Here is a 20504-nt window from a genome sequence, read left to right as displayed (position 1 = left end):
GCACATTGTGCAGCGATAGGGGTCTAACTTTCACGCGAAAGATCGAGGATAGGATACAGAGGATGAACATTTATATGATTCTGGCTATAACTGAGGAACGCATCATTATGGCCGCTATCATTCACGGGTACGATATGGCTACATCCTCGGGGCTGAATGGCATGGAATCGCAAGGTGCAATGACCAATTTACCGTAAATCTAAAGCGAATACTGAAAGCAATAATCTGAGAATACTAGAAAAAGAAGCCCACAGAAGCTAGAGAAAAAAGCATCCCGCCCCCCGAAAAATGGGGCGGGATGCTTTTTTTACTTGTGCCTAACTTGCCAGCGAAGAGTAACGAAAATTCTTCAGTGGCCTCTTTGTGCTTCCGGGCTTTTCTTCTGGTTGTTGAAAGAGGAGTTGATGGACATAGTTTACACTGTAACTCCGGCCTCATCAGGAGAAATCACAGAATTGTAGCTTGTCACTTTCATCCGCTAAGGACTCCTGTAGCCCAACTGCTCGGAAATCGCTTGGGATTGCTGCAAAGCGAGCCCAATATATCGGTCCATCGTCTTCTTGGACATTCGGAAGATGGGACCGGATACACCAATGGCTCCTTCTAGCTGCCCAGCCGCATTCATAATCGGCACGCCGATGCACCGAAGGCCCTCACAGGATTCCTCCATGTCGAGGGCATAGCCTTGCGCGCGAATCTGCTCCGCTTCTTCTCTAAGCTTCGCCGGATCGGCAATAGAGCCCGGAGTTGCGGGTTCGAGCTCGTGATGGGCCAAATACAGCTCCAGCAGGTCCGGGCTGTAGGCCAGCATCGCCTTGCCCATGGCGGAGGTATGGGAGGGATACTCCAAGCCGACAGTCGAGAGAAACTTAATCGGTTCCAGACTCTCCAGTTGATCGACAACCAGTGTTCTACCCAGCGAGCTAGGCTTCGTCAGCAAGGTCGTTTCCCTCGTGCCATCTCTAAGAGCCCGCATGGAAGGCTCCGCTACTTCCTTCAGCGTAATCCGGTTGGCGATAGAGCTGCCAAGGTAATACAGCTTGCCGGTCAGCTGGTAGGTGCTTTCACTCTCTTTTTTCTGAATATACTTTTTTTCCTCAAGCTCCTTCAAGATTCGGAAGACTGAGTTAGTCGTTATGGATAATGAATTGCTGATCTCCGTAACCGAAAAGGGCTTGTTTTCTCTGGCCATTAGCTCCAGAATATCCAGCACCTTCTCGGCAGCGGGAGCTTTATATTTTTTATTCGTCATGAGCGCGGATAGCCTCCATTTTAAACCGATTCATAACTCTATAGTATGCCACTTCATTCGAACGTTCAAGGGGAAGTGTGGGATGAACCTGCCAGCCCTTGTTGTTTGTCGGAATACTGCAACGATTAGGCTTGATTGTTCAAATACAGAATTCATACATTTAAGTATGATAAGGAGAATTAAACCAAACTTTCACGGAATAGGAGCTGTTAGAATGTCGGATATATCTCATGCAGTGTTGGAGCCATCCAAACCAGTCAAAGAACGGTATGGGACATGCGCAAGATCAACTTGCCGCGCAGCATGTCCATTCGCTCAGCGCTGCGGTAAAAAAAGTGCCGCTGTGTTAATAAAAGGGGCAGCGAGGGTGGAATTGAATCAGATAAGCGATCACAATCGATGAGCCCTTCGGTATTTCGAGGGGCTCATCCCTATATGAAGGGAAAATACTCGACTGAAGTAGAAGCCATTCTCATACCCGCACTCCTGCGAGATCAGATCCACGGTAAGAGTGCTTTCCATCAAGAGTCGTTTCCCGTGGTCGAGGCGAAGCTGCCGAACGTACTCGGAGGGGGAGCAGCCAAACGCAACTTTGAAGCGTCGTGTAAACTGGACGGGACTTAACCTTAATTCATCTGCGATCGCTTTCAATGATAGGCATTGAAAGGCCTGCTCTCGGAGCTTGCGGCGTGCGCTGAGCATAAGCGGATCTTTGGTGCTTCGATCTGCTGATTCTGGAAGAAGCTGCTGCAGGACATAACCATCCCAAATTTCTTGAACGAAGCGGTTCCGCCATAACATGGCCTGCTCGGGTGGGAGAGCGTATAGCTGTTGCAGGTAGCGATAAGCAGAGGCAAGACGTTCTTGATCGGTGAATGTAAGTTTGCCCAACGGAAGGTTAGATGGCGGCGTTGACCAATCAAAGCCTAAATAAAAAAAGCTGAGCGGGTGTATAACTTCGCGACCAAATGATGTCCCCGGGGGACAAATGACCCAATCGCCGCTAATGGCTTCGCCATCATCGCTGTCGCCTAATTTGTAGCGAAAGCGTCCTTCTTGAACAGCGAAAACTACCCAATAGGAGTAAGTGTCTTCTTCAAACCGAAAAACTTGTTTCCTCTCCCAATAATGATAATGAAGCAGTTGAATTTCCCCGGTAAGTATTTCGATCATGGCCGGACCTCTCCAATGAAATAAAGTATATCCTTTATGATAGTTTATTGCATGTCATATGAAAATAGGGTGATATAAGATGAAATTAAAGTATATAAGAGGAGGGTTAAGCATGAGACAAGAAAGCTTGGCTATGCGCAGAGCAAGAGAACGCGAGTATGGGAAGGACAGCACTTGGTATTGCCAGTTCAAATATGCTCCTGTAACGGGGCTGGGCTATGAGGAAGGCATTCACCGGCGGGATCCCAGCAGTGTAATCAAAATCGGAGAGGTTTATTATGTCTGGTATACCAAATCCTCAGGTCCAAGCGTCGGCTATGATACTGGCGATTTGGATGCCAAGGTATGGCCATGGGATTGGTCCGAGATCTGGTATGCAACATCCAACGACGGGGTGAACTGGCATGAACAGGACCTCGCAGTAGGTCGAGGAGAGCCCGGCGCTTATGATGATCGAAGCGTATTTACACCTGAGGTGCTGGCCCATAACGGCAAGTATTACCTTGTCTATCAGGTCGTGAAGCATCCCTATTTGAGACGCTCCAAGGAATATATCGGACTGGCTCAATCGAGCTCTCCTGACGGTCCATGGGTGAAGGCTGATGAGCCGATCCTGTCGCCTGCAAGCAATGGAGAGTGGTTCGGAGAGGTGGACAACCGCCACCTAGTCATGCATAGAGGCGACTTCGACAGCCATAAGACCAATGATCCATGTCTCTTCTTCTATAAGGATCAATTCTGGCTTTATTATAAAGGCTATCCTATGGGTGAGCAGCTCACCTGCGCGGGCAGGGAAACCAAATGGGGAGTCGCTGTAGCTGAGCGACCGGAGGGGCCTTATACCAAATCGGTGTACAATCCGATAACGAACAGCGGCCATGAGACATTGCTCTGGCCATACAGGGGAGGCATGGCGGCTTTGTTGACGACAGATGGACCGGAACGCAACACGATCCAATTCGCTCAGGACGGGTTGCAGTTCGAAATTCAAGCCTTTATCGAGCACCCTCCGGCAGCGGGAGGCCCGTTCCGTACGGAGCATCCTGATATTCATCCGCTGGAAGGCCTGCGCTGGGGACTCAGTCATGAGATTAACAGCCAATGGCATTATATTCAGAGGTTCGAGGTGGATGAAAGGACAAAGCATTTGTGCAATAACAAATGTAATCACTAGGGAATTACTACAGCAGCCTGCAAAACTTGCGATATTCGCCTGGCGGCATGCCCTCCCACTTGTGGAAGATCCGAACGAAATAATGTACATCCGTGTAGCCGATCGTATGTCCGATCCATTCGATCGTGTCGTTGGTATCGCGGAGCAGTCGTTTCGCTTGGGTGTGACGGATCCCCTGGACGAATTTGTTGGGACTGGTGCCCATGATTTTTTTGAACAGACGTCCCATATAATCCACATTAATATTCAGCATGTCTGCCATTCTCTCATTGGACCACTGTTCCCCTGCGTTCTGCTCAATAGCAGTGGCTAATTCAGCAATCGCCAGCTGCATGCCCGCGCTTGCGCCCCCCCGCTGACGCTGATGAATGGCTCTCGACAGATGAGCGAATAGCTGCAGCAGCAGGCCCTGACAGCACATCATATAGCCTGCCGGCCGATGGGTGAATTCATGTATAACGGCTTCCAGCAGGCTGTAAACCTCAGAGGTCGCATGCAGGCTGCCAGCGTTTATCCATTCCAGAAATTCCGGCGTCTGAGGCATGCTGCCATAATGATGATCGTCCTCGTTATGATCGAGAGAGACAATGATGTCTTCGTCCTTCGCGATATAGAGCTCATTGTAGAAGTCAAAGTGAACGCCCAGGAACAACGCGTCTGGCTGCGACAGCACCTCTACACGATGCTTGAGCTTCGCGGGCAGCAGAAAGAACTGGCCAGGCTGAACGCGGAAGGGCGCCTCCGATTCAATCTGAACCTCGACCTCGCCATGCTCCAGCAGCAGAATTTCGAAATCTCGAATACGCCGCTCAATAAGCCGCTCCTTGGCCTGCCGATGCTGCTGCGCCCAATGGACAACCGGATTTAATGGTCTTATTTCAGCTGTTGCTTGCACCCTGAACTCCCCCTGTTTCATAAGTCGGTAAAGTGCAACTATTGACCTCAATCGTTCAAATACAAACAAGCATACCCATGATAACATATGGGATATCAAGAGTCGAACAACAATATGAGGAGTGAATGGGAATGTCGGATTTGAATAAGCTGCCAGAACTATCAAGTGATTATGGACTCACGACGGAGCAAATTCAACAGTTCCAGGAAAAGGGACATATTAAGCTGAGTCAAGTCGCATCAAACGAAGAGGTGGGAGTATACCGTTCCATCATCGGTGAGAAGGTGAAGGAGCTGAATTATCATAACAAGCCGATTGAGGAGCGGGATACTTACGGCAAAGCCTTTATTCAGGTTTCGAACATTTGGGAGAAATCCGCGGAAATCCAACGCTTCGTATTTGCACGCCGATTCGCCAAGATTGCTGCTGAGCTGCTGGGTGTAGACGGCGTTCGCATCTACCACGATCAAGCGCTGTTCAAGGAGCCGGGCGGTGGAATTACTCCATGGCACCAAGACCAAATCTACTGGCCTGTAGATACGGATAACTTCATCACCATGTGGATGCCGCTTGTTCCTGTATCAGAGGAAGTAGGCTCGATGAACTTTGCGAACGGCTCCCACAAGTTTGGCTACATCAGCAAGTTGGCAATCTCCGATGAATCTCAGAAAACGCTGGGTCAATATATTGAAGCCAAAGGTCTTGAGGTTGAAAATTACGGTGCACTGGAAGCGGGCGACGCAACCTGGCATTATGGCTGGACGCTGCATAGCGCTCCAGGCAATCCGACAAACACGATGCGCGAGGTCATGACAGTCATCTATTACGCGGATGACGCGAAGGTCATAGAGCCGGACACGAACGCTCGCAAGACTGATCTGCAGAAATGGCTGCCGGGCCTTGTACCTGGCGATCTTGCGGCAAGCAAGCTGAACCCGATTATTTATAAGAAGAGCGAATAAGCTTCTAAGATAGCGAGCCCCTACCTGTATGCAGGCGGGGGTTCTTCCTTGCTATCGGCTTGGTATGGAGAAATCGCTTGTTTGGACAACTAGCTTGTTGACCAAAATACAAGTGAGGGTTATAATTCAAGTATCAATAAAAATGAAATGAATTCCGAATTTCAAAGAAATTTATTAATTAAATGGTTTGTTGTCTTATATCATCCAGGAGGGAGAAGGTTTAAACATGAAAAAAGAAAGCGCTGCAACGATTCGAGGCAAACAATATACGAAAAATGCCGACTGGTTCTGTGAGTTTACGTATGAGCCGGTTGATGGTCTGGGCTATGAAGAGGGCGTTCACCGCCGTGATCCCAGCAGTGTGGTCAAGGTGGGAGAGCTTTATTATGTATGGTATACGAAGTCCGTTGGCGAAGCTGTAGGCTTTAATACAGGCGACCCGGAAGCTAAGGTGTTCCCGTGGGATCAATCTGAGGTGTGGTATGCAACCTCTCCGGATTCCAAGACTTGGACGGAGCAAGGGCTTGCAGTGGGCCGGGGTCCCAAGGGCTCTTACGATGACCGAAGTGTGTTCACGCCTGAGATACTGCATCATGACGGCAAGTTTTATCTGGTGTATCAAGTTATTGAAGGCCAATACCTGCTCAGGAAATACGAAAATATTGCCATGGCAATCGCTGAGTCGCCAGAGGGACCTTGGCGCAAGCTGGATGCGCCGATTCTTCGTCCTGCGATGAACGGCGAATGGTTCGGCGATGGAGATAATCGTTTGACCGTGAAGCATAAGGGCGACTTCGACAGCCTGAAGGTGCATGATCCTGTTCTCTTCCATTATAATAACCAGTTCTGGCTCTATTATAAGGGCGAGCAGAAGGGCGAAGAGATGACCTTCGGCGGGCGGACGACAAAGTGGGGCGTTGCGATCTCAAATCATCCGGAGGGTCCGTACGTGAAATCGGAATACAATCCGGTGACCAATAGCGGTCATGAGACGCTGCTTTGGCACTATCGTGGGGGCATGGCGGGGCTTCTCTCGACAGACGGTCCGGAGAAAAATACGATCCAATATGCACATGATGGCATTAACTTTGAGATTGAGGCCGTCATTAAAAATCCGCCAGAGGCGGCGGGTCCATTCCGGACCGAAGATACAGAACGCAGTCCGCTTGAGGGCATTCGCTGGGGATTGTGCCATAACGTCCATTCCAAGTGGAACCATATTCTAAAATTCAGAACGGTGGAGGATTACAAGCATCACTATGCGAATAAGGTGAACCCTGAGGTGCTCTGGTTAGGCAAGAAAGCGCAGCGAGAAAAGGATTAAGAGGTAAAAGCCGAGCTGTCTGCTGCAGACACTCGGCTTTTTGTCATATCGGCAAGCCATTCCTGACGACGATACGAGAATTTAGGAGAGATAGATAGAGCGCATGGAGGGTGCGAAGCCCAGTCGCTTGGAGATCAGGGAAGACTTCTCCTTGACGTGCGCCTCCAGTTCATCCTGCTTGTCGAAGATGCGAGCGGTTGGTCCCGCTACGCTAATGGCCGCGATTACTTTTCCTGTATAGTTGAACACGGGTCCGGCGATAGAGCTTAAGCCTTCGTCGTATTCCTCGCGATTGACGGATATGCCCGTCTGTCTGATCTTGCTCAGCTCTTGAAGAAATTGCTGATGGTCTGTAATTGTAGTTGGAGTGTATTGCTTAAGCCCTTTCTCGCTGATGATTTTGTCGACATCTTCAAGTGAGAAGTAAGCCATAATGGCTTTCCCTAGACCCGTGCAATGAACGGGGTTTCTAGAGCCGAGAATCGCATTCATAATAACGGATGCGCTCCCGTCTACCTTATAGATATAGATAACCTCGCCCTCGTTGTATACGGAAAGGAACGCGGTTTGACCCGTCTGTGCAGCCAGATCCTGAAGATGAGGAATCGCGGCTTCTACCAGATCGATGTTATGAAGGCCGGCCATCCCGATCTCAATAGCCTTCAGTCCTACAAAATACTTCTCCGTTGACGGCTCCTGCATAACAAAACCCGCCTTCATGAGTGTCTCCAGTATACGGTGTGTCGTACTCTTGGGAAGTCGAGTCGCTTCCGACAATTCTCCGATTCCGGATCCACCCTTATTTAATGCCAGTTGCTCAAGCAGGAATAGCGCGCGTTCTAAGGTGGAGCTCGTTTTATTCGTTTCCATGCTCAAAGGAAACACCTTCTTTCGCTTCATCTCTATTCCGTTATTTTAAATAATGTTTTGAAATGAGTCAATCTTGAAATAAAAATGATATATTGTTCCGATTTATTGTTGACTTAATATATTTAGTGTAATAACATTTAATTAATTGGAACGATTGACTTCCGATCATTGACAATAGAGGGTGAACATAATGGCTAATGGAAAACGAATTACTCATATTCAAATCGATTATTTCCTCGTGCCTCTCTCGGAGCAATTGGGAGATGCGCGGCACGGCATTCATTCGAATTTCGAATTAATTACCGTCACGATTGGTCTGGAGAACGGCAGTGAAGGTGTCGGCTATACCTACACAGGCGGCGTAGGTGGAAGAGCGGTCTGTCAGATGATCGAACATGATCTGAAGCCGTTCCTGCTGGGCAAGGACGCCAGTTGCATCGAGAAGCATTGGGAAGAGATGAATTGGAAGATTCATTATGTAGGGCGCGGCGGCATTGCTTCATTTGCCATCTCGGCTATTGATATAGCCCTGTGGGATCTACGCGGGAAGAACTGCGACGAGCCGCTGTGGAAGCTGCTTGGCGGCCATGCCTCTTCAACGAAGGCTTACGCCGGAGCGATTGATCTCAATTTCACCAAGGAGAAGCTGTTAGCTAATATTCAAGGGTATATGGATAAAGGCTTCCAGGCCGTGAAGATCAAGCTGGGACAAGAGCGTCTGGCAGAGGACATCGAGCGTGTAGCAGCCGTTAGAGAGCTGATTGGACCGGACCGCACCTTTATGGTGGATGCCAATATGAAATGGTCGGTCGAGACCTCCATCAAGGCAGCAAAGCTGCTAGCCTCACATGATATCTTCTGGCTGGAGGAGCCGACAATTCCAGACGATTATGACGGCTACCGCCGGATCGGCGCCGAGGGCGGCTTGCCTATCGCGGCAGGCGAGAACTTCCATACCGTCTATGAATTCGTGAACATGATTACTCGCGGCAAAATTGATTTTCCGCAGCCTGACGCGTCCAATATTGGCGGCGTAACGGGCTGGCTGAAGATTGCGAATCTTGCTTACGCTTACAATCTGCCTGTGTGCACACACGGCATGCAGGAGCTGCACGTCAGCTTAATGTCAGCGATGCCGAATGCGTCGTATCTGGAGGTGCACAGCTTCCCGATCGATCAATATACGAAGCGGCCGCTTGTTATTGTGGATGGAAGAGCCGTCGCTCCGGATGTGCCGGGCACAGGCGTAGAGTTCCGGTGGGAGCTGCTGCAGCCTTACAAGCAATTATTTTAAACATCTAATAGGGAGTGGATGGCAATGAAAGCGGCATTCTATGAGGGGAACAAAAGCATTGTAGTCGGTACAGGCGCGCGCAGAGAGCCAGGGCCTGCCGAGGTAGAGATCAAGGTCGCTTATGCGGGCATATGCGGAACGGACCTGCATATTTATCACGGCCACATGGATCATCGTGTGAAGCTGCCTCAAGTGATGGGGCACGAGATGTCGGGCGTCATCGAGCGTGTTGGCGGCGAGGTTGCGGACTATAAGCCGGGCGACAAGGTTACGGTGAAGCCGCTGGGGCCATGCGGAGAATGTCCGGCATGTCAGGATGGCTGCAGCCATATCTGCCATCGCTTGCAGTTCATGGGCATCGAGACAGACGGCGCGTTCCAATCCTATTGGACCGTTCCCGCAAGCACGCTGCATAGGCTGCCAGATGAGCTCAGCCTGCAGCATGGCGCGATGATTGAGCCGCTCGCCGTAGCTTGTCATGACGTTCGACTGGGTCAAGTAGCGCAGGGCGAATATGCCGTTGTAATCGGCGGAGGGCCCATCGGTACGTTGATAGCGCTTGTTGCCCGTGCTGCTGGAGCAAGGGTAGTTGTAGCGGAGATTAATCCATATCGTCTCCAGCTGTTGGAGGAGCTTGGCTTCGAAACATGCAACTCCAAGGAGCGGGATTTGGCGGAGTATGTGCAGGAAGCAACTGGCGGCAAAGGCGCCGATGTTGTGTTCGAGGTGACCTCCTCTCTGGCTGGCGCTGAGGTCATGACCAAGCTGCCGAAGGTTAGAGGACGTATTGTCATTGTTGGCATATTCAGCAAGCCTGTCCCGGTAGATCTGCATCGCTTCTTCTGGAGAGAGCTTCAGCTGTTCGGCGCGCGCGTGTATGAGCATAAGGACTTCGAGCAAGCGATTCAGCTTGCGGCAAGCGGCGAGCTTGGGCTTGATCGTCTGATCAGCGAGGTCTATCCTATCGAGCAGATTCAAGCGGGCTTTCAGCAGATGGAATCCGGCAGCGGCGTGATGAAGGTTCTTATTCAGTGCAATTAAGCGGGAGGTAGCGGGATGGCTATATTGGATTTATTTTCACTGCGGGGCAAAAAAGCATTGGTGACGGGCTGCAAGCGGGGCATCGGCAAATCTATGGCGATTGCGCTGGCGCAGGCTGGTGCGGATATTGTTGGCGTAAGCGCAACCCTGGAGCCAGGGAGCGAGGTGGAGCAGGAGGTGCGCCAGGCAGGGCGAAGCTTCGCCGGTTATGCCTGCGACTTCAGCGACCGCAACGCGTTGTACGCGTTTATCACCAAGCTGAAGGAAGAACATGCTGATATCGATATTATGGTGAACAATGCCGGCACCATCATGCGCAAGCCGGCAGCGGAGCATCCCGATGATTATTGGGATCATGTTATCGAAGTGAATCTCAACTCCCAATTCATATTGGCCAGGGAGATCGGACAAGGCATGCTGGAGCGTGGAGTGGGCAAAATTATTTTCACCGCGTCTCTTCTTACGTATCAGGGCGGCATTAACGTGCCTGGCTATGCAGCGAGCAAGGGCGGCATTGGACAGCTGACCAAGGCGCTGGCGAATGAATGGTCCTCGCGCGGCATTCAGGTGAATGCGATTGCTCCCGGCTACATCGAGACGGATAATACGGAGCAACTGAGAGGGGACCCTGTCCGTTATGAGGCAATTCTGGGCCGGATACCTGCAGCTCGCTGGGGAAGACCGGAGGACCTGAATGGAGCTGTTATCTATCTGGCTTCCTCCGCATCCGATTACGTAACCGGGACGATTGTTACGGTGGACGGCGGATGGATGGGCAGATAGCACTCTGACATGAAAGTAGGGATCCCATGACGCGTGAGACTAAGACTGTTGTCATTACGGGAGCTACAAGCGGCATTGGCCGCAACATGGCGCTTTATTTTGGGAATAAAGGCTATCAAGTCATTGGCACGGGCAGGGATCGCAATCGCATGAATGCCCTTCAGGAGGAGCTTGCAGCCTTCCCGACGCCAGGAAGAGTCTTCCAGGTGGATGTTCGCAGGTATGAGGAGATGAAGGAGCTTGTCCGTCGACTGGAGTCGGAGTGTGGGGTTGTTCATGTCTGGATCAATAATGCAGGCGTGAATCGAGCGATTGGACCGACATGGGAGGTGGACCCTGAGACATGGGGAGAAGATGTGGATATTAATCTTAGAGGAACCTTCTATGGCGTCCATGCGATTGTCCCCATGATGCTGAGACAGGGATTCGGCCGCATCGTCAATTTAATTGGCGGCGGAACCACTCATGCGATGAAGAACAGCAACGCTTATGGAACGGCTAAGACGGCGGTTGCCAGATTTACAGAAAATTTGGCGGAGGAGCTGGAGGAGACGGGAGCTTCTATCAAGGTGTTTGCGTTGAATCCAGGACTGAATGATTCGGAGATGACAAGAGCTCTGCGAGCAACGCCGGAAGGGAAACGGTATTTCCCCGATATGGAGGAATGGATACGTAATAGCGCCGCGAATCCTCAGGAAGCGCCGGCATGCGCCTACAAGCTGGCGGAGGGACTGGCGGACCAATTCCATGGATGCATAGTGACCATATACGATCCTATAACGGAAGCGGGTTCGCTCCAGCCTGATCAATACAAGCTGCGACTGCAGAGCTGAGAAAAGGTGAAATCCATGAAATTACATCTATACAAAGCGCTCTGGGGGATGGAAGGCACCTATAGCGAGCAGTTCAAGCGAGCGGCGGATGCGGGGTATACCGGCATTGAAGCGCCAATGCCTCTGCCAGAGCAGGAGGCGGCCTTCCGCGAAGCGCTTCAGACCTATTCGCTTGCCTATATCGCCCAGATTTTCACTGGCGGTGAGGATCATATTGAATCCTTCAAGGAGCAGGTGGAGAGAGCTGCCGGCTTCGAGCCCCAGCTCATTGTTTCGCACAGCGCCCGGGATCGTATGAGCCATGATGAGCAGGATCGGTTCTTCGAGGCGGCGCTCCGAATAGAGGGGGACAACGGTATAACAGTTGCACACGAGACACATAGGCATCGGGCCATGTTCTCGCCGTGGACAACGGCAAGACTGCTGCATAAGTTCCCGGAGTTGCGAATTACGGCAGATTTCAGCCATTGGACGAATGTATGTGAATCTCTCCTTCATGACATGGAGGAGGAGATTGAGCTTGCCATCGCACACACCCATCATATCCATGGCAGAATCGGCTTCTCCCAGGGCCCGCAGGTTCCGCATCCTGCAGCACCGGAATGGAGCATGGAGCGGGAACGCTTCGAGGGCTGGTGGAAGCGGATGTTCAGCCGTCGCCAGTCGCAGGGGGAAGCTGTAAGCACGATGACGCCTGAATTTGGGCCAGTACCCTATATGCCGACGCTTGCCTTTACGAAGCAGCCTGTTGCAGATCTATGGGATGTGAATGAATGGATTGCCAATCGGGTGAGAACCAGCTATCCAGACTGGATTGCTGCTGATGGCAATTGATGCCTTGTCCGGCTGAATGACACATAGAGCACTCGGGTTCCTTCGGAAACGGGTGCTCTTCGTCTCCCTTAAGGGATTAGCATAACAATTTATAGGAGTGATACCTTTGCTGGAAATCAATAAGTATTGGGAAGATCCCCGTACGCTGCACATAAACCGCGAGAAGCCAAGAGCTTATTATATTCCGCATGTGGATGCCGATGGAGCTGCCTCCCGGAAGAGAGGGCGCTCTCCTTATTATCAGACCTTAAACGGCGCATGGAAATTTCGATATTACGCCAGCGTGGAGGATGTTCGCGACAGCTTCTATGAAGCGGATTATGATGCAGGAAGCTGGTCCTCCCTATTAGTACCCTCCTGCTGGCAGAACAACGGCTATGATGGCATGCATTATTCCAATCTCAACTACACCATTCCATGCGACCCTCCCTTTGTACCGGACGACAATCCCGCAGGGCTGTACATTCGGGAGTTCAACCTCTCACCGGATTGGACGGAGAAGGAAAAATACGTGGTGTTTGAAGGTGTGAATGCGTGCTTCTATCTATGGGTGAACGGAAGATTCGTCGGCTATAGCCAAGGAAGCCGGGTGCCTGCCGAGTTCAACATCAGCAAGCACCTTGTCTCTGGCGTTAACCGGATGGCGGTTATGGTGCTGAAATTTTGTGATGGCACTTACCTCGAAGACCAGGATTTGTGGAGATATACGGGCATATTCCGGGATGTCTATATGCTGGCGAGGGATAAGGCGCATATTCGCGACGTGTTCGTGCGTACAACGCTGCTGAACGGCGACCGGGAGGCTCAGCTGAATATCGAGCTGGAGATGGCCGGCGGTGCCGTTGTACAAGCTGTTCTGCGAGATCCAAGCGGCCTTGAAATAGCTGCGGCGAAAGGTGAAATAGGGCAAGCGGGACAGCTTCTTATGCAGGTGCTGGATCCGCAGCTCTGGAGTGCGGAGCAGCCGGTGCTGTATGAGCTGCTTTTGTCTTCGGGTGAAGAGGTGCTGCGCTTCAGCGTTGGCTTCCGCCGTGTGGAGATTCATGAGGGCGTGTTCCAGATCAATGGCGTTCCCGTGAAGCTGAAGGGCGTCAATCGCCACGATTCCCATCCAAGCCTTGGCCAGACTATTCCTCTGCAGCATATGATTCAGGATCTTCAGGTGATGAAGCGCCACAATATCAATACCATTCGGGCATCTCATTATCCCAATGATCCCAGATTTCTGGAGCTCTGCAATGAATACGGCTTCTATGTGGTGGATGAAGCGGACCTGGAGTGTCATGGGCTGGCTATCGCCGATAACTGGGACAATATGGCCAAAGGGCTTGGGATGCAATCCTATACGGACTTCCATGAGCTGTCCAACAATCCTGATTGGGAGGAGGCCTTCGTCGATCGGGCGGTTCGCATGGTGGAGCGCGATAAAAACAACCCTTGTGTGGTGTTCTGGTCGATGGGCAACGAGTCGGGATACGGTCCTAATCATATTGCCATGGCGAAGTGGACGCGGGAGAGGGACAGCGCAAGGCCTGTTCATTATGAAGGAGGGGCCTCCCTGTACCTGGGTCATCCCGATACAAGCGTGTTGGACATGGAAAGCCGCATGTATGCATCTGTTCCGGAGATTGAAGCCTATGCCAAGGATGAGTCGAAGCTGAAGCCGCTGTTCCTGTGCGAATACAGCCACGCCATGGGCAATGGCCCCGGCGATTTGCTGGACTACTGGAAAGTCATCTACGCCGAGCCAAAGCTGATGGGCGGCTGTGTGTGGGAATGGTGCGACCACGGCATTGAGAGGGAAACCGAGCATGGCGAAACGTATTATGCGTACGGCGGCGACTTCGGCGAGAAGCCGCATGACGGCAATTTCTGCATTGATGGCCTGGTAGCTCCCGATCGTACGCCGCATACCGGCCTGCTGGAGCTGAAGCAGGTCATAGCGCCTGTTCGGATGGATGCCGTTGAGCTGGAGAAGGGCCGGCTGCAGATTCGCAATCTGTATGACTTCGTGGACCTCTCCCATTTGGTCTTCTATTGGAAGGTGGAGCGTGAGGGCGTGCTCCTCCAGCAAGGCGAGCTTCGGGGCTTGCGAACGGCTCCGCATACCGGAGAAGTGGTGGAGCTTCCGCTGCAACCGAAGCTGTTCTCTCTGGATGCGGTTAGCTTGACCATATCCTGCTGCCTGGAGGAGGAGAACGTGTGGGCGGAGCGTGGGCATGAAATCATGTTCCAGCAATTTGAGCTGACGTCAAGTGTTGGCAGCGGTGCTTCCAAGCTATTTGAAAACAAGGCCTCTCATACCTCCATCCAAGTGCTGGAGGTGGAGCGTAAGCTCCTTATTACTGGCTTTGACTTCAGCCATTCCTTCGATCTGCGGAAGGGTATGCCGGATCAGCTGACAAGGCACGGGGTGGCGCTGCTGGAGCAGCCTCTATCCTTCAATATGTGGCGAGCGCCTCTAGATAACGACAGACCGCTGGTCACGAGATGGCAATATGAAGGGCTGGAGCATGCCGGCATGAAGGTGTATCGCTGTGATTGGGAGCAGCGTGCCGAGGGCGAGGTTGTCGTGACCGTTGAGTTTTCCTTGGGTCTCTACACGCGTAAGCCTATTGTGCGAGGGTCAGCCCAGTGGCTGTTCGATGCCCAAGGCGCGGTAACGGTGAAGGCAAGCGCAGAGGTGAAGAAGGAGATAGACTTCCTGCCTCGCTTCGGCTTGCAGCTAAGAATGCCGGCAGCCATGAATACGGTGGAGTATGTCGGTTATGGACCGCATGAGAGCTATGTGGACAAGCGTCAGAGCGTACGCAAGGGCAGATATGTACAGCGCGTTGAGGAAATGGGCGAGTCTTATATTATGCCGCAGGAGAACGGCTCCAGATGGGGCACGGATTGGGCTCTCGTATCCAATGAGCTGGGCATGGGGCTGCTGCTGGACGGTACAGAACCCTTCTCGTTGAACGCTTCCCGTTATTTGCCTCAGGATCTGACGGCAGCCAAGCATACGTATGAGCTTCAGCAGAGGAAGGAAACGATCGTTCAGCTCGATTACAAGATGAGCGGGGTAGGCTCGCACTCCTGTGGTCCCAAGCTGATGGATAAGTACCAGCTGAAGGAGAAGCAATTTGATTTCCAATTCACATTAAGACCTGTGTTTAAGGAAGATGAGTAAAAACGTATTGACGCCTAGCCTATCCAACTGTATAATCAACTAAAAACGGAACAATGTTCCGAAAATAATTAATTAAACAAAATTTTTGGGTTATTGTTCTGTATTAAAATGTAGACCTATAATGGGAGGTTATGGCATGTCACGTGTAGTGAAGGATTTAAGCGGCAAGCTCTGGCAGATGGAGAAGATGAGGGTAGGCGAAGGGGAACGAGAAGGGTTCCATATCCTTCCGGCAGAGCGGCAGGGTGTTATATTCAGCTGGAATTATGCTTCTGTGCCAGGGGATGTATACACGGATTTGCAGCGCGCCGGTGAATTGGAGGATCCTTACTTCGGCCGCAATATGCACAAGGCCAAGTGGGTGCAGGAATATGAGTGGTGGTACATTCGCAGGTTCAACGTCTCGCAGGATATGAAGGGCAAGAAGGTCCATCTGGAATTTGAAGGCGTTGACTACAGCTGCACCGTATGGCTGAACGGCCAACTGCTGGGCAGTCATGAGGGCATGTTCTCTCCGTTCTCCTTCGATGTCAGCCAGTATCTCAACTTTGATGGATGGGCTGGCGGCTCCAATCAGCTTGCGGTCAAGCTGGACCCGCCACCGAAGAACTTCCGCAATGTCGGCGGCAAGAAGGTGAACTTCTCTGGCGATTATTTCACCGGCCTAGTGCCATTCGGCATCTGGCGCCCCGTACGCCTCGTGGCTACAGAGGATGTGCGCATTGTGAATTATCGCACCGAGTCCGAGCTTAAGGATGAGGGCGCTGCCGTTCATGTGGAGGTTGAGCTCGACAATATGGCTGCAGAGTCGGCAACCGTCCAACTCCAGATCGCGTTGAAGGGCAATAACTTCGAATCCGAGACGATCACTCGTACGGTGGAGGCAGAGGTTCAAGCCGGCAGCCATACAGTAAAGGCAAGTGTAGAAGTTGCGGACGCGAAGCTGTGGTGGCCTTGGGACATGGGCACTCCGAATTTGTACGATATGGAAATTACAGTCCGGAAGAACGGTTCGGAGCAGGATCGTGTTGAGGACAGAATCGGCATCCGTACGATTCAGATGGAGAAGAATCCAGGCTTCACCGAAGAGGAGTCGGAATATCCGTGGACCTTCGTTATTAACGGCAAGCGCCAATTTTTACGCTCGGCATGCTGGGGCGGTCAGCCGTCCTTCCTGTACGGACGGAACAGCACGAAGAAATATGAGCATCTGCTTCATCTGGTGAAGGAGAGCAATATCAACAATCTGCGTATCTTCGGCTGGCATCCGCCGGAAATTCCGACCTTCTATAAGCTGTGCGATGAGCTCGGCATTACGGTGTGGACGAACTTCACGTTCTCTACACAAGCCTTCTCCAATGAGCCCGCATTTGTAGACTCGGTAGCGAAGGAATGTATTGAAATTGTGAAGCTTCGCCGCAATCACCCCTCCAATATTTATTGGATGGGCGGCGAAGAGGTGTTTTTCACAGATGCTCATATTGAGAGCGGCAACAAGGAGCTCATGGAAGCGATCGGCGTTGCCATTGGGGCATACACCTCCGTTCCTTACGGGCTTGCATCGCCGCTTAGCAATGAGTTCGGCCAGAGCATGGGCTTCAAGCCCAAGGAGTCCCAGCACGCCAATGAGCATTATTACGGCGGCGGCCGAAGCTTCATGGAGGAATATTACCCGGCTCTGGATTGCTCCATCATTCCGGAATTGACGGCGGCGTCGGCGCCATCTATCGAAAGCCTGAGGAAGTTTATTCCGGAGAACGAGCTTTGGCCGATGGGACCAAGCTGGGGCTACCACTGGGCCGATATCCACATTCTCCAAGGACTGAACATTGAGGTGTTCGGCGATAAGAGAATGGATTCACTGGAGCAGTTCGTGGAATCGACTCAAATCGCCCACGGCACGATTCTGCAGTTTGCCCTTGAATTATACCGCAGACGGAAGCCGCGTATGAGCGGCGTGTCACTCTGTCACTTCATTACGCACTGGCCTGACATCAAGTGGGGGCTTGTCGATTATTACGGCCAGAAAAAAATCAGCTTCGACTATGTCAAGAGGAGCTATCAGCCGCTTCTGCCAAGCTTGGCATTCGCGAAGAGAAGATGGAATCCGGGCGAGACGTTCCAAGGCGAGCTCTGGGTTGTGAACGACTACCATGAGACCTACGCGGACACCGAGCTGGAATGGACGCTAAGCAATCATAAAGGCGAGGTTGTACAGAGCGGAACGATAGAGGCGCAAGTCGCTTCTAACAGCTCCGCCAAATTCAGCGACATCGCATGGACGGTGGATGCTGATGCAGCAGGCGAGTTCTCGGTATCGCTTACGTTGAAGCAAGGCGGCAGCGTTCTGGCTAGCAATGCATACAAGCTGCTTATTGGCGATCAAGCTGAGGCGAAGCGCATTTGTATCGAGCATCTGGATGAAAGCAACAAGCTGCGCGATGAATATGGCCACAGCTATTACCGCTACAACCCTGAGCTTTGGGAGCTGGAGTAATATCGGCAAGCGGTTGAATAATTATCGGTTCTTGAGGGAGTAAGGGATGAACATGCGACTACGTTTGTTCCATCCCTTCCCCTGTTTCTTGGAAGATTGTAACGGCTCAGGAGGGGATGGCTTGCTTCCATTAGAGGGTTTGCTCGTTGTGGAATACTGCACGCAGCTTGCCGGTCCCTTCGCGGGGTTAAGACTGGCTGATCTTGGGGCGCGTGTCATCCGAATCGAGGGGACGGAGGATGAGCCGCTTCCGCTCATCAGCTTGTACCGCAACAAGGAGAGATTTCAGTTCTGCGTCGCCACTGGAGGAGAGCATGCGAAGCTGAGCAAGCTGATTGCGGAAGCTGATGTTCTCATCGAAGGGCCGCCTGCAAGCGGGTTGCAGACAACGCTGCTCCCCTATGAGAGAACGCAAGCGCTGAATGCCAAGCTGATCCATGCCAGCATAACGGGTTATGGCCGGAAAGGAGCCTGGAGTGCGAAGCCGTATGATGACTTGTTCGTCCAGTCACTCACGGGCATGCCTTGGCTGAGCGGAAATGCCAATGATCCCCCAATCCCATTCCCGCTGTCCACGGTGGAGATGTTCGCAAGCGCAAATCTCGTGCAAGGCATTCTGGCCGCTCTTGTGCTCCGTTCCAAGTCGGGGGAGGGAATGCTTGTTGAGGTTAGTCTGCTGGAGTCGGCGATTGATTATCAATTCGAGGTGTTGACGACTCATCTTAATGATGGAGGACAGTTGCCGCAGCGAAGCTCGTTAAATAATGCCCATGCTTATCTGGCGGCTCCATATGGAATCTATGAGACGGCTGATGGGTATTTGGCTCTGGCTATGGGCTCTGTGCTGGAGCTGGGCGCGCTGCTGCAATGCGAAGCTTTGGCCCACTATGAGGATGTTGCCAGCTGGTTCTTGAGGCGGGATGAAATTAAAGGTCTGCTCGCCGATCATCTCAGAACCAAAGCGGCTGCGGACTGGGCGGAGGACCTGGTAGCGGGCGGCTACTGGTGCGCCGTGGTTCAGACGGTTGACGAACTGCTTCAGCACGAAGGCTTCCTAGCCTTGCGGAATATACAGCAGGTGCAAGCGGAGGAGCGAGGCTTATTCCTTACGCCTTATTGTCCCATTCGATTCGACAACAACTATATGGGAAGTCGCCGTGGAGTGGGGCAGGCGGGCATGGACAACGCCAGGCTTGAGGCGGAATTTCAGCTGCTATAGCCGCAGCAGCTGCATATTAAGTTGAAGCGAGAGTGATACATCATGATGCCGAGACCGCTGGAGGGCTTGCTTGTGCTTGACTTCAGTCAATTCCTGTCTGGTCCTTATGCAGGCTTGCGATTAGCGGATTTGGGCGCGCGAGTCATAAAGATTGAGCGGCTGGACTGCGGGGATTTGTGCAGAAGGCTGTATATTTCGAATTTGGAGCTGGATGGGGACAGCACGCTGTTTCACTCCATCAATCGGAATAAGGAAAGCTATGCTGTCGACTTGAAGTCCGAGACTGATCGTTGCAAGGTGCGGAAGCTGCTGAGCCATGCGGATATGATGGTTCAGAATTTTCGGCCGGGTGTCATTGAGAAGCTTGGTTTCGGCTATGAAGAGGTGAAAGCCATTAATCCGCGTCTCATCTACGGCTCTATTAGCGGATATGGAGGGAACAGTCCACTCCGTGATAGACCTGGACAGGATCTGCTGCTCCAGGCGCTCACGGGGCTGCCCTGGCTGCACCGAGACAAGTCGAGACGGGTGCCTATCCCATTTGGTCTTGCCATTGCAGATATGATAACCGGAGCCCACCTTGTGCAAGGCATGCTGGCGGCTCTTGTGCGTCGATCCATCCAAGGCAGCGGCGCATTTGTAGAGGTCAATATGCTGGCATCCACCTTGGATGCCATGCAGGAGATCTGGGAGGAAAAGTGGATGCCGGATCGAGGCTCTAGCTTACCTGTCGAAGGAGCAGAAGGATCGGAGTCCATCCGCTGGCTGAAGGGGCTGTATCCAACAGCTGCAGGCTATATTGCGCTCGGCGATATGCCTCTTCACACATTGGCCCAGGCGATTGCCCCTCACTTCACCTTGGATACGCTCGGCGAAGCTACGGCTGCCCGCATGGAGGAGCTGCTGACAACACGTCCTGCTCATTATTGGAGCGTTGAACTGCAAAAGGCCGGCATTCCTTGCGAGGAACTGCTGGATTGGATGCAGCTTATGCAGGAGGAAGCGTTCAGAGAGCTGCGTATGACGCAGGACATCTATCGAAGCAACGGAGCCCGTATGACGGCAATCTCCTGTCCCATCAGGTTGAACGGCCATCGGCTGCAGTCCTCTAGAGGAGCGCCGCGTATTGGAGAGCATAACGCCGTTGTTGAATCGGAATGGAACATTACACGTTGAAG

The 20504-nt window shown here is 52.2% G+C and carries 17 protein-coding genes; 13 read left to right on the top strand and 4 right to left on the bottom strand.

Annotated features, from left to right (window positions below):
• The first annotated feature begins 62 nt into the window (after window positions 1–62).
• Window positions 63–197 (top strand): cytochrome P450, encoded by a 135-nt coding sequence (locus B1748_RS37225; RefSeq protein WP_218781637.1) that lies wholly within the window; start codon window positions 63–65, stop codon window positions 195–197.
• 281 nt (window positions 198–478) lie between these two features.
• Here the strand turns inward: B1748_RS37225 and B1748_RS16320 are convergent, their stop codons facing one another.
• A complete protein-coding gene (locus tag B1748_RS16320) occupies window positions 479–1252 on the bottom strand; it encodes an IclR family transcriptional regulator (RefSeq protein ID WP_087568991.1) in 774 nt (257 codons plus the stop codon).
• Between the two features lie 390 nt (window positions 1253–1642).
• Window positions 1643–2425, bottom strand: coding sequence for an AraC family transcriptional regulator (locus B1748_RS16315; RefSeq protein WP_087568990.1), 783 nt, complete (start codon window positions 2423–2425; stop codon window positions 1643–1645).
• A gap of 112 nt (window positions 2426–2537) precedes the next feature.
• Between B1748_RS16315 and B1748_RS16310 the strand changes: the two genes are divergently transcribed.
• On the top strand, window positions 2538–3599 hold the full coding sequence (locus tag B1748_RS16310; RefSeq protein WP_087568989.1) for a glycoside hydrolase family 117 protein: 1062 nt from the start codon (window positions 2538–2540) through the stop codon (window positions 3597–3599).
• Between the two features lie 7 nt (window positions 3600–3606).
• Here B1748_RS16310 and B1748_RS16305 read toward each other — a convergent pair whose 3' ends face one another.
• Window positions 3607–4494, bottom strand: a complete 888-nt coding sequence (locus B1748_RS16305) for an AraC family transcriptional regulator (RefSeq protein ID WP_179215620.1) — start codon at window positions 4492–4494, stop codon at window positions 3607–3609.
• 131 nt (window positions 4495–4625) lie between these two features.
• Between B1748_RS16305 and B1748_RS16300 the strand changes: the two genes are divergently transcribed.
• Together B1748_RS16300 and B1748_RS16295 are read left to right on the top strand one after the other, a co-directional pair.
• The gene (locus tag B1748_RS16300; RefSeq protein WP_087568987.1) at window positions 4626–5456 is read left to right on the top strand and encodes a phytanoyl-CoA dioxygenase family protein; all 831 of its coding nucleotides are present in this window, start codon (window positions 4626–4628) and stop codon (window positions 5454–5456) included.
• A 226-nt stretch (window positions 5457–5682) separates the two neighbouring features.
• A complete protein-coding gene (locus B1748_RS16295; protein ID WP_087568986.1) occupies window positions 5683–6780 on the top strand; it encodes a glycoside hydrolase family 117 protein in 1098 nt (365 codons plus the stop codon).
• A gap of 81 nt (window positions 6781–6861) precedes the next feature.
• On the opposite strand, the gene B1748_RS16290 is transcribed toward B1748_RS16295, so the two are convergent.
• Entirely contained in the window at window positions 6862–7650 is a 789-nt protein-coding gene (locus B1748_RS16290; RefSeq protein WP_179215619.1) for an IclR family transcriptional regulator, read from the bottom strand.
• Window positions 7651–7840: 190 nt separating this feature from the next.
• Between B1748_RS16290 and B1748_RS16285 the strand changes: the two genes are divergently transcribed.
• From B1748_RS16285 to B1748_RS16245, 9 genes are all read left to right on the top strand, one after another.
• Window positions 7841–8944: a mandelate racemase/muconate lactonizing enzyme family protein gene (locus tag B1748_RS16285; protein ID WP_087568984.1), complete on the top strand. Its 1104-nt coding sequence runs from the start codon at window positions 7841–7843 to the stop codon at window positions 8942–8944.
• Window positions 8945–8968: 24 nt separating this feature from the next.
• Entirely contained in the window at window positions 8969–9985 is a 1017-nt protein-coding gene (locus B1748_RS16280; RefSeq protein WP_087568983.1) for a zinc-dependent alcohol dehydrogenase, read from the top strand.
• A 15-nt stretch (window positions 9986–10000) separates the two neighbouring features.
• Window positions 10001–10768, top strand: coding sequence for an SDR family oxidoreductase (locus B1748_RS16275; RefSeq protein WP_087568982.1), 768 nt, complete (start codon window positions 10001–10003; stop codon window positions 10766–10768).
• 26 nt (window positions 10769–10794) lie between these two features.
• The gene (locus B1748_RS16270) at window positions 10795–11601 is read left to right on the top strand and encodes an SDR family oxidoreductase (protein ID WP_087568981.1); all 807 of its coding nucleotides are present in this window, start codon (window positions 10795–10797) and stop codon (window positions 11599–11601) included.
• A 15-nt stretch (window positions 11602–11616) separates the two neighbouring features.
• Window positions 11617–12435 carry a sugar phosphate isomerase/epimerase family protein gene (locus B1748_RS16265; protein WP_087568980.1) on the top strand — a complete coding sequence of 273 codons (819 nt, stop codon included), beginning with the start codon at window positions 11617–11619 and terminating at the stop codon, window positions 12433–12435.
• A gap of 97 nt (window positions 12436–12532) precedes the next feature.
• Window positions 12533–15610: a glycoside hydrolase family 2 TIM barrel-domain containing protein gene (locus B1748_RS16260; protein ID WP_306299329.1), complete on the top strand. Its 3078-nt coding sequence runs from the start codon at window positions 12533–12535 to the stop codon at window positions 15608–15610.
• Between the two features lie 136 nt (window positions 15611–15746).
• Complete coding sequence (locus B1748_RS16255; protein WP_087568978.1) at window positions 15747–18107, top strand: glycoside hydrolase family 2 protein; 2361 nt, start codon at window positions 15747–15749, stop codon at window positions 18105–18107.
• A 121-nt stretch (window positions 18108–18228) separates the two neighbouring features.
• Complete coding sequence (locus tag B1748_RS16250; protein WP_087568977.1) at window positions 18229–19326, top strand: CoA transferase; 1098 nt, start codon at window positions 18229–18231, stop codon at window positions 19324–19326.
• 42 nt (window positions 19327–19368) lie between these two features.
• Complete coding sequence (locus B1748_RS16245; RefSeq protein ID WP_087568976.1) at window positions 19369–20502, top strand: CaiB/BaiF CoA transferase family protein; 1134 nt, start codon at window positions 19369–19371, stop codon at window positions 20500–20502.
• Window positions 20503–20504: the final 2 nt, after the last annotated feature.

Origin of the sequence: Paenibacillus sp. MY03, assembly GCF_002165585.1 — a bacterium.
GTDB classification, from domain to species: domain Bacteria; phylum Bacillota; class Bacilli; order Paenibacillales; family Paenibacillaceae; genus Pristimantibacillus; species Pristimantibacillus agaridevorans.
Note: the sequence above shows the minus strand (reverse complement) of the source record. Positions and strands in the feature narration are given on the sequence as shown.

Excerpts from the sequence above, each read along its gene's own strand:
- B1748_RS16290 (WP_179215619.1), bottom strand. The coding sequence starts at position 7,650 with ATGGAAACGAATAAAACGAGCTCCACCTTAGAACGCGCGCTATTCCTG.
- B1748_RS16275 (WP_087568982.1), top strand. The coding sequence starts at position 10,001 with ATGGCTATATTGGATTTATTTTCACTGCGGGGCAAAAAAGCATTGGTG.
- B1748_RS16285 (WP_087568984.1), top strand. The coding sequence starts at position 7,841 with ATGGCTAATGGAAAACGAATTACTCATATTCAAATCGATTATTTCCTC.
- B1748_RS16245 (WP_087568976.1), top strand. The coding sequence starts at position 19,369 with ATGATGCCGAGACCGCTGGAGGGCTTGCTTGTGCTTGACTTCAGTCAA.
- B1748_RS16270 (WP_087568981.1), top strand. The coding sequence starts at position 10,795 with ATGACGCGTGAGACTAAGACTGTTGTCATTACGGGAGCTACAAGCGGC.
- B1748_RS16255 (WP_087568978.1), top strand. The coding sequence starts at position 15,747 with ATGTCACGTGTAGTGAAGGATTTAAGCGGCAAGCTCTGGCAGATGGAG.
- B1748_RS16320 (WP_087568991.1), bottom strand. The coding sequence starts at position 1,252 with ATGACGAATAAAAAATATAAAGCTCCCGCTGCCGAGAAGGTGCTGGAT.
- B1748_RS37225 (WP_218781637.1), top strand. The coding sequence starts at position 63 with ATGAACATTTATATGATTCTGGCTATAACTGAGGAACGCATCATTATG.
- B1748_RS16280 (WP_087568983.1), top strand. The coding sequence starts at position 8,969 with ATGAAAGCGGCATTCTATGAGGGGAACAAAAGCATTGTAGTCGGTACA.
- B1748_RS16300 (WP_087568987.1), top strand. The coding sequence starts at position 4,626 with ATGTCGGATTTGAATAAGCTGCCAGAACTATCAAGTGATTATGGACTC.
- B1748_RS16295 (WP_087568986.1), top strand. The coding sequence starts at position 5,683 with ATGAAAAAAGAAAGCGCTGCAACGATTCGAGGCAAACAATATACGAAA.
- B1748_RS16265 (WP_087568980.1), top strand. The coding sequence starts at position 11,617 with ATGAAATTACATCTATACAAAGCGCTCTGGGGGATGGAAGGCACCTAT.
- B1748_RS16310 (WP_087568989.1), top strand. The coding sequence starts at position 2,538 with ATGAGACAAGAAAGCTTGGCTATGCGCAGAGCAAGAGAACGCGAGTAT.
- B1748_RS16315 (WP_087568990.1), bottom strand. The coding sequence starts at position 2,425 with ATGATCGAAATACTTACCGGGGAAATTCAACTGCTTCATTATCATTAT.